This is a genomic window from Sphingobacterium sp. 18053, from assembly GCF_902706145.1.
In the GTDB taxonomy this organism is placed as follows: Bacteria; Bacteroidota; Bacteroidia; order Sphingobacteriales; family Sphingobacteriaceae; genus Sphingobacterium; species Sphingobacterium paramultivorum.
Genome location: NZ_CACSJW010000006.1, coordinates 374,281 through 391,176, shown reverse-complemented (window position 1 = coordinate 391,176; position 16,896 = coordinate 374,281). Strand labels below are relative to the sequence as shown.

General features: G+C 39.8%; 13 protein-coding genes. 1 reads left to right on the top strand and 12 read right to left on the bottom strand.

What is annotated here, in order from left to right; genetic code table 11:
• Positions 1-2 precede the first annotated feature (2 nt).
• The 3 genes from rfbC to GVK91_RS16790 all read right to left on the bottom strand — a co-directional run bounded on the left by rfbC (position 3) and on the right by GVK91_RS16790 (position 3,815).
• Positions 3-557 carry a dTDP-4-dehydrorhamnose 3,5-epimerase gene (gene rfbC / locus GVK91_RS16800; RefSeq protein WP_159730347.1) on the bottom strand — a complete coding sequence of 185 codons (555 nt, stop codon included), beginning with the start codon at positions 555-557 and terminating at the stop codon, positions 3-5.
• 2 nt (positions 558-559) lie between these two features.
• Complete coding sequence (gene rfbB, locus GVK91_RS16795) at positions 560-1,615, bottom strand: dTDP-glucose 4,6-dehydratase (RefSeq protein ID WP_159730345.1); 1,056 nt, start codon at positions 1,613-1,615, stop codon at positions 560-562.
• Between the two features lie 199 nt (positions 1,616-1,814).
• On the bottom strand, positions 1,815-3,815 hold the full coding sequence (locus GVK91_RS16790; RefSeq protein ID WP_235032943.1) for a nucleoside-diphosphate sugar epimerase/dehydratase: 2,001 nt from the start codon (positions 3,813-3,815) through the stop codon (positions 1,815-1,817).
• Between the two features lie 448 nt (positions 3,816-4,263).
• On the opposite strand from GVK91_RS16790, the gene GVK91_RS16785 reads away from it, so the two are divergent.
• Complete coding sequence (locus GVK91_RS16785) at positions 4,264-5,061, top strand: tyrosine-protein phosphatase (protein ID WP_235032942.1); 798 nt, start codon at positions 4,264-4,266, stop codon at positions 5,059-5,061.
• Positions 5,062-5,066: 5 nt separating this feature from the next.
• Here GVK91_RS16785 and GVK91_RS16780 read toward each other — a convergent pair whose 3' ends face one another.
• The 9 genes from GVK91_RS16780 to GVK91_RS16740 form a co-directional block, all read right to left on the bottom strand.
• The gene (locus GVK91_RS16780) at positions 5,067-7,847 is read right to left on the bottom strand and encodes a hypothetical protein (RefSeq protein ID WP_159730343.1); all 2,781 of its coding nucleotides are present in this window, start codon (positions 7,845-7,847) and stop codon (positions 5,067-5,069) included.
• Between the two features lie 57 nt (positions 7,848-7,904).
• Positions 7,905-8,981, bottom strand: a complete 1,077-nt coding sequence (locus GVK91_RS16775) for a hypothetical protein (protein WP_159730341.1) — start codon at positions 8,979-8,981, stop codon at positions 7,905-7,907.
• On the bottom strand, positions 8,965-9,780 hold the full coding sequence (locus GVK91_RS16770; RefSeq protein ID WP_159730339.1) for a molecular chaperone: 816 nt from the start codon (positions 9,778-9,780) through the stop codon (positions 8,965-8,967). The genes GVK91_RS16775 and GVK91_RS16770 overlap by 17 nt, the downstream gene beginning before the upstream one ends.
• A gap of 91 nt (positions 9,781-9,871) precedes the next feature.
• On the bottom strand, positions 9,872-10,453 hold the full coding sequence (locus GVK91_RS16765; protein ID WP_159730337.1) for a hypothetical protein: 582 nt from the start codon (positions 10,451-10,453) through the stop codon (positions 9,872-9,874).
• 220 nt (positions 10,454-10,673) lie between these two features.
• Positions 10,674-11,201, bottom strand: coding sequence for a hypothetical protein (locus tag GVK91_RS16760; RefSeq protein ID WP_159730335.1), 528 nt, complete (start codon positions 11,199-11,201; stop codon positions 10,674-10,676).
• A 235-nt stretch (positions 11,202-11,436) separates the two neighbouring features.
• Entirely contained in the window at positions 11,437-12,267 is an 831-nt protein-coding gene (locus GVK91_RS16755) for an AraC family transcriptional regulator (protein WP_159730333.1), read from the bottom strand.
• A gap of 154 nt (positions 12,268-12,421) precedes the next feature.
• On the bottom strand, positions 12,422-14,287 hold the full coding sequence (locus GVK91_RS16750) for an acyltransferase family protein (RefSeq protein ID WP_159730331.1): 1,866 nt from the start codon (positions 14,285-14,287) through the stop codon (positions 12,422-12,424).
• A 160-nt stretch (positions 14,288-14,447) separates the two neighbouring features.
• Positions 14,448-16,037 carry a hypothetical protein gene (locus GVK91_RS16745; protein ID WP_159730329.1) on the bottom strand — a complete coding sequence of 530 codons (1,590 nt, stop codon included), beginning with the start codon at positions 16,035-16,037 and terminating at the stop codon, positions 14,448-14,450.
• A 29-nt stretch (positions 16,038-16,066) separates the two neighbouring features.
• Positions 16,067-16,255 carry a hypothetical protein gene (locus GVK91_RS16740; protein WP_159730327.1) on the bottom strand — a complete coding sequence of 63 codons (189 nt, stop codon included), beginning with the start codon at positions 16,253-16,255 and terminating at the stop codon, positions 16,067-16,069.
• Between the last annotated feature and the right edge of the window lie 641 nt (positions 16,256-16,896).

Genomic DNA, 16,896 nt, shown 5'->3' with positions numbered 1-16,896 from the left:
TCTTAAATTAATTTCAGGCGTAATCCTTCAAAGGATTGTGCCTCCTGGTCTTTTTTTGAGAGAATCATTCGTTCATGGGGAATTTGCCAATCTATCGCCAATTGCGGATCTAAAGGATTTATACCATCTTCTGATTCTTTATGATAGTTATTATCACATTTATAGAAAAACACCGCATGTTCTGACAATACCGAAAAGCCATGTAAGAAACCTCTCGGTACAAATAGCTGCTTTTTATTATCAGCTGAAAGTTCTACGCTAATATGTTGTCCAAACGTAGGGGATCCTGGACGAACATCGACAGCGACATCCAATACGCTACCTTCAACAACACGGACTAATTTTGCCTGCGCATGCTCACCGCCTTGCAAATGTAGGCCGCGTACGACACCAAACTGCGATTTTGACTGATTATCTTGCACAAAGTGTGGCTTATAACCTAATATGGAAGTTAGTTTCGTTTCATTAAATGATTCAAAAAAATAACCTCTTTCATCCTCAAAAACAGTCGGTTCAAGTATAAAACAGCCCTTTAATTTAGTTTCCGTATACCTCATCCTTATGCGTCTTTGTATTGATTGTCGTAATATTTTTTATAATCCCCAGATGTCACATGTTCCAACCATTCCTGATTAGACAAAAACCAATCTATAGTTAACGACAGTCCTTCTTCAAAAGTTACTGAAGGCTTCCATCCCAATTCCTTATTGATCTTCGTAGCATCAATGGCATAACGCAAATCATGTCCCGGTCGATCTTTAACAAAAGTAATCAATTGTGCTGAAGAGCCCTTGGCACGATCCAATTTCTCATCCATTTGTTTGCACAGCTCCTTGATCAGATCTATATTTTGCCATTCGTTGAATCCGCCCACGTTATAGGAATCTCCATTTTTCCCTTCATGAAAAACGAGATCAATGGCTTTTGCATGGTCGATCACATACAACCAATCGCGGGTATATTTTCCATCACCATAAACAGGGAGTGATTTATTATTTAAAATATTATGAATACAAAGCGGAATCAATTTCTCGGGGAAATGATTAGGACCATAATTATTGGAACAGTTTGTCAAAACAATAGGCAAACCGTAGGTATCATGGTAAGCCCGCACAAAATGATCCGAACTTGCTTTGGAAGCTGAATACGGTGAGTGCGGATCATATTTTGTTTCTTCCGTAAAATATCCGTCGTTACCGAGAGCGCCAAAAACCTCATCTGTTGACACATGATGAAAACGTTTTCCTTCAAAATTATCCTTCCAAATTATCCGGGCCGCGTTCAATAAATTGACCGTTCCTATAACATTGGTCATAACGAAAGCCATTGGATCGACAATTGAACGGTCGACATGGGACTCCGCTGCCAAATGGACTATGCCATCGGGCTGATATTCTTGAAAAATAGCCAATACAGCATGTTGATCTGTAATATCTCCCTTCACAAAGGTATAATTGGGCAAATGCTCTATATCCTTTAGATTCTCCAGATTACCCGCATAGGTCAAAGCATCCAGATTAACAATCCGATATTCGGGATATTTTAATACAAACTCACGTACAACATGCGAGCCTATAAATCCTGCTCCTCCAGTAATTAAAATTGTTTTATTCATATAATGACTATCGAATGTTTAGGCCATTGACCTAGGAATGATGAATTCACCAAATAGTTCGCTAAAATTAGGATGATTTTTGTTAATTGACAAGTTTTAATCCTTGAGTAAACATAATCATTAAAAAAAACCCTCCAAAAGAGGGCTTTTAATTTCTTATATTTCAATTAGCCAACAACTTAGCTGATTTATACTCAGATTATAAAACATTCTTTACTAAAGAATAAACTGGCACCTCTGCCGGCGCCTCATCCAGCATTTCTATTTCTTCCTTCCCCTCCTGTACATCCAGCACTTCATATTCTGAATTTTGAGATTTAAACTCTGGAACAATCTGTTTCATTCCGGCGACAAGCGCCATAAAATCTGGCAGTTGGGTGTCCGCATCCAAAATCTGCTGACAGATCGCATTAATGCGCTGCGCTTTAAGGGGCAATTCACCGTGATTTACTTTTGCGATCATGATCTTTGGATGGTGCGTCTTTACTGTATTCTCATTGTTTGCCAGCAGTTCTTCGTATATCTTCTCTCCTGGGCGCAATCCCACAATTTTGATATCAATATCTTCAGGGTAACGGTAGCCTTTCAATTTAATCATGCGTTTAGCCAGATCAATAATCTTAACAGATTTTCCCATATCGAATACAAAGATCTCGCCTCCTTTTCCCATCACACCGGCCTCCTGAACCAATTGACACGCTTCGGGTATCGTCATAAAGAAACGGGTAATTTCAGGATGGGTCAGGGTTAGCGGTCCCCCTTCTGCCATTTGCTTCTCAAAAAGCGGAATCACAGAACCGTTTGAACCAAGCACATTTCCAAATCGGGTAATAATAAAACTCGTTTTGGATTTACCGCTGCAGCTGCTCACATAAATTTCTGCCATACGTTTGGTTGCTCCCATAACATTGGTTGGGTTAACAGCCTTATCCGTAGACACCATGACCATCTTTTTAGTTCCATATTGCATACAGAGATCCGCCACATTTTTGCTACCCAATACATTTGTCTGAATAGACTCGTACGGGTTAGCCTCCATTAGAGGAACGTGCTTATAAGCAGCTGCATGAAATACCAAATCGGGCTTGTATTGCGCAAATATCCGCTGCATAAAGGCATAGTTACGCACATCACCTACCACGCAGTGCATCTGCTCAGGTTGTGTAGCCTTAATCGATTGTTGGATATCATATAGCGCCGACTCGGCTTGGTCTAACAGAATCAACGCCTTATAATGACGTCTGGCGATCTGGCGGGCCAGCTCCGAACCGATAGATCCAGCAGCACCGGTAACCAGGATCACTTTTTCTTGCATTTCTTCTTCGATCTCGGGGTGATCCAATTTGATTGGCTTACGACCCAATAAATCTTCAATCTTCAATGGCCTGATTTCACGTTTGGCACCTGAATTAAGTAAAATCCTGGCCGAAGGCATAATCTTCAATTCCAGTCCAATATTTTGGAACCAATCCGACACATATTCCAATCGTTCGGGATCGTTGTTTTCAACAGCAATAATAACCTGCGAAATCTGATTTTTTTCAACAAATTCTTTTGATATTTCTGTAATATCACGAATTTTCAATCCTGCAAGACGCTTGCCAATACGCGAGATCTTATCTTCCACAAAAGCGACAACCTGATATTTGATACGCTGATCTTCTTTTAACAAGGAATAAGAAACCAAGCCCGGGCGTGAAGCCCCGAAAATCAGTACATTTTCACCTTTCCGAGCAGGTAAAAAAAGATACTCATAGATGGTGCGATAAACGACGCGCGCGCCCACCATAATAACCAATAAAATACAAGCCTGCATGGTCAAAACGCCATAGGATAAGCGAAGATAATCACCTGCCACCGTACCTTTCTCAAAAACAGCCTTGATCAAAAATGTGAGCACCATTAAAATCACATAGGATGAAGCCACTGTTTTAAAGATTTTGATCGTATCACGAATTCCAGTTTGTCTTACAATACCCTTAAATGTATTGTAACAAAGAAAAGCAATAAGATAAACAGGAAGTACCAAGACCACCTTTTTCAACATCAAAGCTACGTCAAATACTCCTCTGAAGTTGTTAACAACATAATTTGAAAACACATAACTCGCAAACACAAACCACATATCGATCAATAAAATAACCCATCGCGGATTGTCCTTTCGAAGACGTCGTCTTAAATCTCCCAGAGAACCCATCATAAATTTCACTTTTTTATTTTTATTTTTTTATAATCCTTTATTAAGGCTTTTGCCTTAAACCCAGTATATATGGCTTTTGCAATAATTGTAAGAGAACGCCAAGATACTTAAAATTTAACAAGCAATTAAACAATCTCCTAAAATATCAATAACAAAAACCTATTCTTTGTTATTTGTCCACTATGGGGGGACAAGCAAGTATTATACCGAAACTGTTACAAAGGCAAATTAAAATATAAAAACATAAACAAAATTACGTGCAAGATTGTTCCGCTCAAGAATGCTTTACTCAAGCTATACATCCATTCCGATAAACAAAAAAACTGGCATATTGTTTGTAAAGTTCTTTTGGGGATATGAATTTCAGATCTAAATGCCAGCACCATCATATATTGAACACCAACAAAAGCACATGTCCCTTTTAATTTAGTATTTTAAAATCAACATTATGGGCTTCTTTAGCAATTTGTTCGGTACCAATAAAAAATCATCTATCAGGCCTTTGGCACAACTTGAGTTCCTGGAAGTGGACATGCACAATCACTTACTACCCGGTATTGACGATGGTAGCACTTCTGTACAAAACTCGCTCACTTATATTGATGGGTTACAACGATTGGGATTGAAGAAGTTTATTTGCACGCCACATATTATGGCGGGTGTTCATCCCAATACCAAATCGAGTATTGAAGAAGCACACAGCAATCTCGAAAATGGCCTGAAGAATATTGGCAGCAAGGTTGAAATTTTCGCAGCGGCTGAACATATGATTGATGACGGACTTTCTGATCTTGTCCGGGATAATGAGCTTTGTGTTATACCTGGAGGCTATGTGCTTATTGAGATGTCCTATTTATCCGAGGCGAAGGCTCTTTTCCATACCATACGAGACGTTCAAAAACTAGGTTATAAGCCCGTTCTAGCACATCCGGAACGATACAATTATTACCATAGCAATTTTAATATCTATAAGCAGATTAAAGATGCAGGCTGTTTGCTCCAACTGAACCTGCTATCCATCAGCCGTTATTACGGTGTCGACGTCAAAGCAATCGCGATGACTTTATTGAAATCAGGTATGTATGATTTTGTGGGCACTGACCTTCACCATGAAAAACACCTCAAAGCCCTTACGGATATTGCTGAAAAATATCCCGTACGAGAAATGTTAAAAACATCCCCCATTTTGAACCAGTCATTGTTAGATCATATCAGCGATGTCAAGTCTCAGCATATCGCCGGATAGGAAACTTATTGTCCAAAGCGCTTGACATTGACCTTTTTTGACTTCACTTTTAAAACAAAAGGCTCAAGGACCAAGTCGGCATCAAGTTTCACCGTTCCCGATTGTGCCTCTTGATCTGTAAATACGTTTATCGGGAAGCTCGCATTATCCAAATAGAAACTATAGGCACCCTCTGGTAGACCAGACTCAAAATGTCCATCCTTATCCGTATACATTTCGATGATCCTTCCGTTCCTGTCTTTTGCCAACACTTTGTAAATATCTAAATTCAGATCAGTCTCCAAGCTAAGCCCTTGGGTATACTCGACACGAACAGCTCCCTGTACCATTCCACCGCGCTGGAGCGGAACCTGGATTTCTAGATTTGACCGCTGTATCGCGATCTCTTTCGAAACCGCCATATACTGTCCCTGCTTTGGCGAAAAAAACAAGTATGATCCATATGGTAATTTTTTAAAGGAAGCATATCCTGCTTTATCCGTTACAAACAAAACCCCTTTTACCGTAAAGCTATGGTCAACCATCGGAATATCCCCTTGATCAAATATTCCATTAAAATTTTTATCATAAAAACAGAAGACACGTAAATTCCCGGTCTTGATTACTGGACGATCAAGATTTGATCCTTTTAAGTTTTGTCGAACACCAATCCGTAAATTATTGAAATCATAGTTATATCCTGTTTTCATGACACTATAATTGTATTGAAAAAGTCCTGTAAGCAAAGTGTTTTTTAGCACACGATAATTTACACTCGCATTCCCCCCAAAACTATTTCCATAACTGCTACTCAGATTCGCCCGGGCATTGGCCGTCCACTGTAATCTCTCCTGCAGCAACGTACCGCTTACACGGGGTCCTAAAGAAAAACGATTTCCAAATGAACGTCCTATTAATAGTGCACTCACCAGATCCGAAATTTGAAAAGCACCCTGCTGATAAGAAGCTGAAAGTCCCAGACTCTTATAGTTGTAATTTAAATCTGTCCGCACCGCAAAAAGCCCAGCAGCTTGATCGGTCATCGACACAAGCCCTGTCTCAGTCGTTACATTCAGGTTGTGCTGTAGGTTACGCGACCGCACATTCACAGTTGACAATAGTCGCCATGAGGTTGACTTCAGTTCACGGGTACCTGCGGCAAACATATAGGTTCCAATCTCGCGATTATAGTTTGGCAATACGGATAGCGTCACAAATGAACTCAAGGGCATATACATACTTAAATCCCATCGGGAAGATTGGCTTGCGTAATTGAGAAAATGTGTATTTAGATAACTTGGGTTATACCGGTAAAAGGTATAGCTTAGTGCAGCCGATAACTTACCCCAATTTCGATTTAAACGTTCGACAAACTGCAAAGAACCACGACGATTACCTGTATAATAAGGAGAACTATAAAAATTGTCTGAGCTAAAACTCCATTTGGCAAAACGCTGGTCCATTCGCATACCCAATGCCCATGAAGGCATGGATGAATCTGGCCCTACTTGTCGACCGTTTTGGCTTTGAAGTCCAGCGGCGACAAAACCGCGCAGTACCGTGTTACCTGCATATTTTTGTTTCAGAAAGTCAAAAGAATTTGCCCAAAGCAAACTAGTTGTACTATCTAATCCATTGCGATCGTAGAAGATTTGTCCTTCATAACGCCGGTGCTCAAGTTTATTTTCGGCCAGCACTACCTTTCCAAAAGCTGTATAACCGGGATCCCTGGAAGAGCTGTAATCCAGCAGGTCCACAGCCCGCTGTAACAGGCCTACTGTAAAATTGGCGGCACGGACCGTATCAACATGGTCAAATTTGATTCCTCTTCCAAAAGCCGAAGCCTCCATACTTTCCTGCAAATTTCCGACCGTGTAGGTATTGTTCCCTTTCTGGAAGGCAGCAAAAGTATTGCTTAACGTAGGCCGGTCCATTCCACCGTTTTTGGTCAAATAAGCACTATATCGAATCTGTCCATTGGCCAGACGATACTCCCCCTCCGAGCGGAAATAAAAAGCTTGTTGTTCGCCAAGCAGATTATCGAGCTGCAAATCAAAAAAATTACGCGAGTATGCGGCCAAATTACCTCGGTTGTCAAATAATTGCTGGTAATTTCGATCTGCCGCAATATTTGACAATAGCACCGATAGATTCCCAAACACATCGCCATTATCGTATAGCCCCGTGATATTGAGCGTGTATTGCGCCCTGTTTAACATAAATTTCTCCACAGCAAAACGGAGTATGAAAAGCGTATCACGCCCTGCCGAAAGGAAAAGGTTTTCTTCCTTAAATTTGGTATTTCCGATTCGATCCGGGGAGGAAAACAGGATTTTGATCTGCTCATCCGTTGTCCCATTATTTATAACCCGTGTCCGGATAAAGATTGAGTCGCCCACATGCTTCAAATACTGCTGTTCCGAAACATCCTGCAAGATTACTGCTTTTTTAGGTGGCACATCGATAGCCATTGTCTTATTGTCGACCATATTACCCTGTGGATCCCGAAGCTGAACAACTACTGCCTGCCCCCTGAGCTGTGCAGGTGTCTGACTTTGTAAACGTTGGGTAATAAAGCGTTTTTTTCCTGCGGGTACAGTAAACGTTAAACGATCCGAACCAAGAGCGCGTAAACCTTGAGGCAAGATCAAGTTGATTTCTCCAGTAAAATCCTTTTCACTCGTGTTGACCAGCTGCAGATCAATACTATTGAGACCTGCTTCCAAACGGAGCTGATCAGGCAAAATCAGGTGCACAGTTTTTTCCTGCTGTGCCCAAACAAACTTGATCAACAGCAATAACAGCACGAAGACTGTAAATCTAATCTTATGATAAGAGCATTTAAACACGCGATGGAGATCAAACTATTGTGGAATCAATAAATAGAGGAGGGACACACTATAGCTTCCTGATTTAGAAGCCGACACCTGATCAGCGGTAAGATTCGCTTTATACTCTACATTAAACGTTTGCGCTTGCTTTTTATCCATCGAGGCCGCCGATACCGCCACCTGCTCTTGCGTTGTTAAAAACACTTTTGGATTAGATTTTATCCTATTTAATCCTGTTCCAGCAGTCAACCGAAGCGATAGTACCGACAACGGAAGTGTACCACCACCATTGCGGACAAGCTCACTGTCAACCGACTTAACACGGAGCTCGTAGTCCGTGATAGAGTTCACGCGGATTGCATTTGCAACCAACGAACTAACTCCCTGTATATAATCTTTTTGTGTCGAAAACTGTAATGTGGCATTAGCGGCTTCCGCGGCAACCTCTAGACTATAGTCGGGCTCCATATCGACCATTCCACCATCGGTAAGGCGGGGAGGCAATTGCATTTCATAATTAATTTCTTGCGTTCCCAAAACTTTTCCACTTTCGCTATACAGCGTAAACAACAAGGGAATTCGGTACTTCAGGTAGGTATACTGATCCGGACTCAGATAATCATCCAGATATTTACCTTGAGCAATGGTCAAGGCACTATAAAGCTGATATTGCAGATAATAATTTCCATTGGAACTGATGGGTTGTTTCGCCCGATTAATCAACAGCACATCGTTACTATTTTGCAAAATAATCGGAGTCCGGCTTGCACCGATCCCATCTAGGCGAAAATTCGCATCATTGTTGTCGCCGGTCCACCGCAGACTTATTTTATCTACGGGAAATGTATTTCCACTACGGTTCTTTCCCCCAGCAATGGTACGTATTGGTGCCAGTAAACGGACCGCGAGAGACCAATTTTTCTCGTTCACGTTGAGACCATTCAGGTCAAATTGGAATATATTAAAGCGATCCGGCGTTGTTTTACCCAAATAGGACGTCACTTCGAAATAGTTATCCGACCAGACTGAAAACCGCAATTGCGCAACAAGAGGCATGGCTGAAAACAGGCCCCAAATTAAGAGTACTCCTATTTTAGTTCTTTGCCACATGTTTAAATTCCAATTCCGCGATCTTCACCACATCCTGATCGCCATAAAATGCCAATACTGAAACAAGGTAATTCCCAGATTTCAACGATTTGGGAATTGCAATATATTGTTTACGCTTATCTCCGGGCAGGCAGTAAAAATTAAGATTGTCCACCACTTCCTTTTCGCCAGTTTCCTGATTTAAAAACTCGGCACGCAACCTTCCTTCCAGCCAGATATTTCCGGTCACATCGTAACTGACCTCCAAAAACTGTCCAACAGAATCCACATCTTTATAAACTAGATTCGTAATTTCAAGATCTGGCGCTTCCCTTCCATTGAAACGATGATAAACCTTCACACCGGAGCGTACCGCCAAACGGATATTAGCCCCTTCCTGTTTTTCTCTTGCTCTAGGGTTCAATTGCGTGACAAAGAGCATTGCTGTATGAATTGGCACCTCGGCAGTGAATTTTGCATCCTTAGGCACCTGCATATTCAACTGCAATCGTTTTGATTCACCGGGTTTAAGCGAGAAATACGATTCAGATACCGACAGCCAGCTCGCACAGCTTGTTGGCAGTGTCCCTTTTGGGCTCAGCTCATTATCACCAACGGCTGAATATGACCAGTCTTCAAAAGAAACACCCAATTCGAGTGTATAATCTTTACTCGGATTTGTTACGTCAACATATTGTGTTTGTGCCTGTCCGGCATCGCCCACAAAATATAATCTAGGCGGGCCAACAGTCAATCCCGTTTGAGCAAAAGCTATTGTAGCCGTAAAAAGTAAGGAAAATGAGGCAATCAGGTTCTTCATAAAAATACAATTTGGGATAAAAATACATAAAAAAGCAGGTATCTTCCGATACCTGCATCTATATGATTTTCATAGCGTAGTATAGGACCTACTAGTTTGCTGCAATAGTGTATACCACATCGATGGTATATTTTGCTTTTGTATCCTTACCGCCGTTACCCAACAATTCTTTAACTGTAGCTTCATTAAGTGGTTTACCAATGTATTTTACATCCAATTCTTTGTTCAATACAGAAGATTCCGCTGTACTTGTGCTTCCAAAAGGACCAAACTCCATGTTCACATCTGTGGGAGCAGACATTCCACCCACTTGAATTTCAACTAATTTTTTAGCATCATAACTATTAACACCATTTCCAGCTACTTTATTGAACTGACCGTTGGAAGACAATGTTGCTTTTATTTTGTAACCAGAACCTACCGAAGATACTTTCAATTGTTTTGTAATCGATTTACTTACCCCATTTGTATAGTCAGATGCCTTTTCGTATTTCAAGGTTACTTCGTCATCATAACCAGAAGTCGGCTGACCTTCTGATCCAGCACCGCTACCAATTTCAATAGACTGAAAAGGATTCAATTCTACATTCACTTTTACTTTTGCTTGTGATTGAGCGTTAACTGCTGTAACTGAACCGATGATTGCTGCTGCGAAGAAAATAATTTTTTTCATTTTGTTTTTTTATAATTTAATATGACTTATTCGTTATTATTTATCCTTTTTGGACAACACAAAAGTACAGCAGGAAATGAGGGAAAAAGTATGAATTTAAACCCGAAAAGTATAAAAAAGGGAATGCGTAAAATGTTGTAGCTGTACAGCTACAAAAGCCTGTAGCGTGATTACTACAGCACGGAGTGTCTACGGCAAAAGAATTGAATTTAGGGGAATATTATCTTGTTTCGATGCTATAAAGAACATCGTTTGTAAAAGTAACCGTGTTATTTTTCTCTACATATTGCATTAAGCCATCAGCTCCAGGCCCAGTGTAGGTAACATCGAACAGTCCATTGAAGGTGGGTGAATCTGAAGAAATGATCGTTTCCTTATTTGTAGAAAGGATTCCACTAGCTGTATTTACCGCTTGTCCTATATTAGTGGTAGTAGCTTTAACACGAATCAATGGCGCGGGAATTTTTTCTGTTTGCGCTTGGCCGAGTTTTACAAAGTCCTGATTGGCCAATTTGACCTTAACTTCATAGCCCGAGGTACTAAATACGGAAAGATGTGCTTTTTGGACTGACTCAACACCATTTTGATAATCTGTTAAGGTATGGTAGGCCAAGGTAACGGTCGATTGATCTGGATTAATGACAAGGTGCTGTACATCATGGAGCTCAATGTTCAATCGCACACCTGTCTGTGCGGAGGCTGTGCCACCCAAAAAAGCCAACCCCAAAATCAATACTACCTTTTCCATATCCTAATAAACTGTCCTCTTAATGGTCCTATGAATCATCTCTAATATTCATGCTTATCCTGAGCACCTATGAATCTTTAGCAATTTTGACGCCAGAAGAACATGAATTTTCACAATGTTGATATTTCATACACTTTCGTTGTTCTACTATAAATATACCTTTTATAAAAAAAACGAAAGAATAAGAACAATTCTTTTTAATAGGAAAACATGTATTATTTTTAATACAGAAAGGTTATTGTTGCCAGCGCTTGCGGTATTCTGTCGGCGTCAGGTTTGTTTCTTTCAAAAAGAAGGTACTAAAGTTATTCACGTCTGCATACCCTAATTCCCAAGCTACTTGTTTGATACTGAGTGACGACTCCACAAGAAGCTTTTTACTGACACGGAGCAATTCCTCGGTGATGAGCTCTTTGGGCGTGGTACCCAAGGTTTCTTTGGTGAGATTGGTCAATTTTTTACTCCCAATATTCAGCTGATCTGCGTAAAAGGCCACTTGTTTTTCTGTTTTCACATGCTTTTCGACCAGATCCTGAAAACGTCTCACCAAGGAAACTTCTGTACGCTTACCTAGTAATTCTCCCGATTGCTTGTCTTCCGCATAAATCGCCGCGAGGAGCACAATCTGTTTCACAATGTTATGTGCCAAGTCCCGATAAATTGCCTGATTGTAATTCTGCTTGGAAAGCTTCAGCTGCATGCCGACAAATTCATAATAAGTCGCATACTCTTTGGGCACACTGAGTATTCTATAGGTATATTCATTTTTGTTAAATGATTTGAAGTTGCGAAGGAAGGCGGTGTCGACTTCGGTGCGTGCAAAAAAGCTTTCCGAGAAATAAATAATCAAAAAGGCACGCTGTTCACTTTGATTTGCATCTATCGTTATTCCGCGAGGAATCAAAACCAGACTATATTCCTCAATCTCCGTCGTCTGTTTATTAATAAGCATGCTGCAGCCACCATTTGATACAAAAAGAACGACAAAGTTTTCCTTGGCCGTTGCATCCCTAATTTCCGAAAAGTCTTGCTCTAAACCAATTACCCGATGAACTCCAAATTCCATAATTAATATTTACGACATGTACTGCCTGAAAAAAGTTTCACTTGCTTAGACAGGGAGCAATTTAGCAAATAAATCCTGAACATAAAAAACACGGTTCATATTGTATACAAACCAATGATCCGGCAACAGATAGCCCCAGCAGAGGAGTCTCTTTTTAAAAATAGTTTTTTTGCTTAAGGTACTTGGTCACCTGACTGGCTCCGGCAGGACTGAGATGATGTGTATCAAACATATAAGGCCCCCCCAAGCTATCGCTGTCATGCATCAATTCTTTCAGCTGATAAATATCAATATAACGTCCCTTAGGAATGATTGTCTTTAAGTATGAATTTACCCGAGCACCAACAGGATTTACATAATGACTTTCATCCAAAATTTTATCTGTTTTCATCTTCAAAGCAACTTTGTGGTATGGAAGCAAATATTCTTCTGTCTGTCCGATAAAATAATAGTCCAAGCCATACTGTTCAAAAATACTTAGCATCTGTCCGACGCCCTGTCCGATCTCCCCTTTTGTATAATTCATCTCTTTGTAAGGATACATGAGCCAATGCACCGAAATAAAGACTCTATCGATATGCTGGTAATTTTCAGGAAGGTACTTTTTATAAAAATAGCGCCATAAATCGACCGATTTGCCGTAGCCCCTAGGATTAGGAAAGGGAAAGGTAAGACTAAGACTAATCTCCTGTAATCTCTGGTTCTTATTCAACTCTTTTCGAAAAGCGGTCGAAAGCTCTGCCGCATGGCTATCCCCCATTAATAAAATATTCTGTTTGGTAGAATCAATCGCCAAACACTGATCAGCATCAAAGAAATTGTAATTTTTACTATCTGTGATATAGCAATTACAGGGATTTAGATGCGTATGCTCATCGTATTCAAAATAATTAGCATATTCTGTACCTAGTAAACGAATCCGCTCCCATAAGGGCCATTTCGCACCAAGATACAACAAAACAGCCAATCCTGTCAAAGCAGGGAAAGCAATCCTCAAAGAACGCACGTTCATCTGTTCTTTCTTTTTTTCAACCCAATAATAAGATAGCGAAGCGAGCACGACAGAAAGCAGCAGGGGCACGACTATACCGAATTTGTATGGAAATGCAAATTCATACTTTCTATATAAAACATAGACAGGCCAATGCCAGAGGTATAATGAATAGGAAATATTCCCCAAGAATTGAATACCACGATTACGGAGCCAGGCCAATTCCTTCGCCAACCCAAGAATAAGTGCCGTTGCCAAAGTCGGCAATAGCGCAAATACAGAGGGCCAGGGATATTTTCCTGACGACCAGCTTATCGAACAAATCAATAGTATTAACAATCCATACAATAAAACAGAAGACACGCGATTCAAAGTCCTCCTAATTTCTTTCGTATATAAAAATGCGAGTCCGCCTAGCATAAACTCCCAACCTCGGGCTGGCATCAGGTAAAAGGCATAATCTGCCTTAGTCGTTAGCCAGTACATACATAGAAGGAAAGAAAGTAAGGTCAATCCTACATAGATAAAACGGAATTGCAAAAATTTATACAGATATACCTTTCGAAGTGCAAGGAGCAGCAATGGATACAGCACATAAAATTGCATTTCCACCGCCAGAGTCCAGGTGTGAAGGAAAATATTATCGACTGCTTCCGGGGAAAAATACCCCCCAGAACGAAGAGCATAATAGATATTGGAGAGAAAGGATAGCCCTAGACCAATATATTTGGCATTTAACCTAAGATCCGAAATAAAGTAAAAAAAAGGGATAAACAGCAGCAGACAGACACTTACCACTAACAAGGCCGGTACAATCCGCTTTATACGTTTTTCGATGAATTTCTTGTACGAAAACTCATCTTTGTCCATGCCAGATAGCAAAATCTGTGTCATCAGAAAGCTCGAAATCACGAAAAAGATATCAACACCAATAAATCCACCGGTGAAACCTGGGATTTCATAATGGTATAGCAACACCGCCAAAACAGCTATTGCTCTTAATAGTCCAATATCGTAGCGAAAGGTCATCTGGTCGATCCAATATGATGGATCGTCTAATTTAGGAAAACATTCCTAAAAAACCTGATGCAGCGATAGCATAGGCTGGAGCAGAAACAAAAAATGCATTCCCCAAACGGAGGAATGCATTTTCACCAAATTTATTATCCAAATAAATTATAATTTTTGCTTAGTTTTTCACACAACGGATTTGTGAAGCTCTACCTTCCGGATTAGCAAATTGAGCACTAATATATGCCGGTTGCGCAGTACCATCTCCTGTTTTATAGAAGGCCCAATGTTTAAAGGTTCCATCTACATCTTTAACAACATATGATCCTTCGCTATTATACGTCCAAGTTACACTTGTGTCGTCATTTGAGTAATAGCCCATAAATGGGAAGAAAACATATTTATCTCTATTTACACCCGGATTATGACTACCACTGCCCGCTGTACTAACGCCGAAGAACACACCTTTAATAGTATTAGCAGTGCCGTTGTAGTTATCTTGCCATCTTGAAGGAGGATTTCCATTTGCAGCAGCGGTGCTATTTACTAAATTTGTAATCTCAGTTGTCGTAGGCAATCTCCATGTACCTTCAGTTTTAACCAATGCACACGGGTCCCCTCCGCGCGCTCCCGCTGTACCATTAATTACATCACTTGGTTGTTGATTATAATTTATTTGATCTGCACGTACGACTTTTGGTTTTATGCGGTCAGAAAACCAATAATTTCCTGCGGAGTTTTTAGCACCAAAGCTATACGTGCCCGTTGACGGATCATACTCCAAGTTACCATCAGACCAGACTTCTCCACCAGCTTCAATACCCTGTTTAGCACCTAGATTTAGCTCCAATACATATTGAACACCTTTTTTCAAAGTCAAGCCAGTTAATGACACATTTCCTGCTTTATTATTGATTGTTACATTCGCCAATTTCACTTCACCAGCACCATTTGAATTATCAACAGCGATCATTACAGGACTGCTTGTCCAAGTCTGTGCTGCTGCCTGCGTTGGGAAAGTAAAGCCTTTTGCTGCAAGTTCAGCTCCAAAAGTTACAACCCCTGTCCCCTCATCGAATGTATAATTATAGTTTGGTTTAACTGTACTACCGCTGATAGCGTTAATTGTACGGCCACTACCCGCATCAAATTTCACAGTCACCTCAGTAAGTTTGTGTTTCAATATCACGTCTAGCGTATTATTACCGACAGTTACTGTCTGTTCAATAACTTGTGACAACGGATCTTTATCCTCCCCTGTCGCAGCAGGATTACCATAAGCTGAAACAACAAACTTATAATTTCCGGGTTCAAGTTCAAACTGATTACTTTTACTACTTACACCCTTAACTGTCTGCACCAATGTTTCATTATTAGCATCAATTTTTTTATACGCACGAATGGTGTAGTCACCATTAAAAGCTACAATCTCTCCAGCACCAGTTGAACTTGTCGCGGCCTTAGTTGCAGAAGCACGCAATGCAGTCCCTTGAGAAGCTTTCACTTCTGTCAAGGTAGCTCTTACGACAAGATCCTCACCAAATGGAACTGTCACTTGCTGCACTGTTGATGTTGCAGCACTGGAACTACCGATTGATGCTTTGGCTAATTTAGAACCACCTTCTGGCCCAATACCGTTCATTTTAACATTGACAATTGCTTTTCCTGTTGATAATTCAGCTGTATTATTATCCTTTTGACAAGAAAAGATAAACATGGTCATCGCCGTCATGAGCGATAATAAAGTTTTAGTATTTTTTAGTTTCATAACTAATTAATTCGATTGAAAAATAAATTTTAGTCCCAATATTCATTACTCACTTCATGAGACTGTGTTTCTCTGCTTTCCCATTGCTGTCTTGCCCCAGGATCTACCGAAGCAGCCGCAATACCATATTCCAATTCAACTTTCTGTGCATGTAGGCGGGGTGCCTCATAAACCAATTTGCTATTTGAAATAGCGAAGTTTTCTTTGTTCATTTTCATTTTTTATATTTTAAAATACGCTAATTTTTATTTAACCACACGATTATATTACACAACTAAAACAGTTATACTGAATTGATAAAGAATTGATTAAAACAAAATAATATGACACTCCTTATTCAGAAGCTGCACGAAAGTAGATAATATTTGGATTTTGATACAGGAATTTGAGCAGTGTTTCTTTTCCTGTAGCGAAGCCACTACAAGAGCACTCAAAACGCACAATTTCTAAGACATTTATATGACAGTAAGAATGAAATCTATCATTAAACACCAAAGAAGAAAAGAAAACAAAAATTGACTTTCAATTGGTTCTTTCAAAAAGAACCAATTGATGAATTAGACAATTATTAACATATAATATTAAAAGAAAATGTATGAAAAGGATAAAATAAATACGAGTAATTTTAACCAGCAACCAAGCACCAATTATAATCTTCTAAATATATTATTAACAAAAAATCAAATCTAAGCATATTTAAGCAATTAAAGCCGCTTAGCTATTCTCGCATCAATTCAAATTGATTGCACATACAATTTACTATACAGAGAAATAACATTAAAGTTAAAAAAGCAATCAAATAAGCACTAATAATTGGAAATAATTGACTAAAAACCAATACACATATAAAAAAATTACA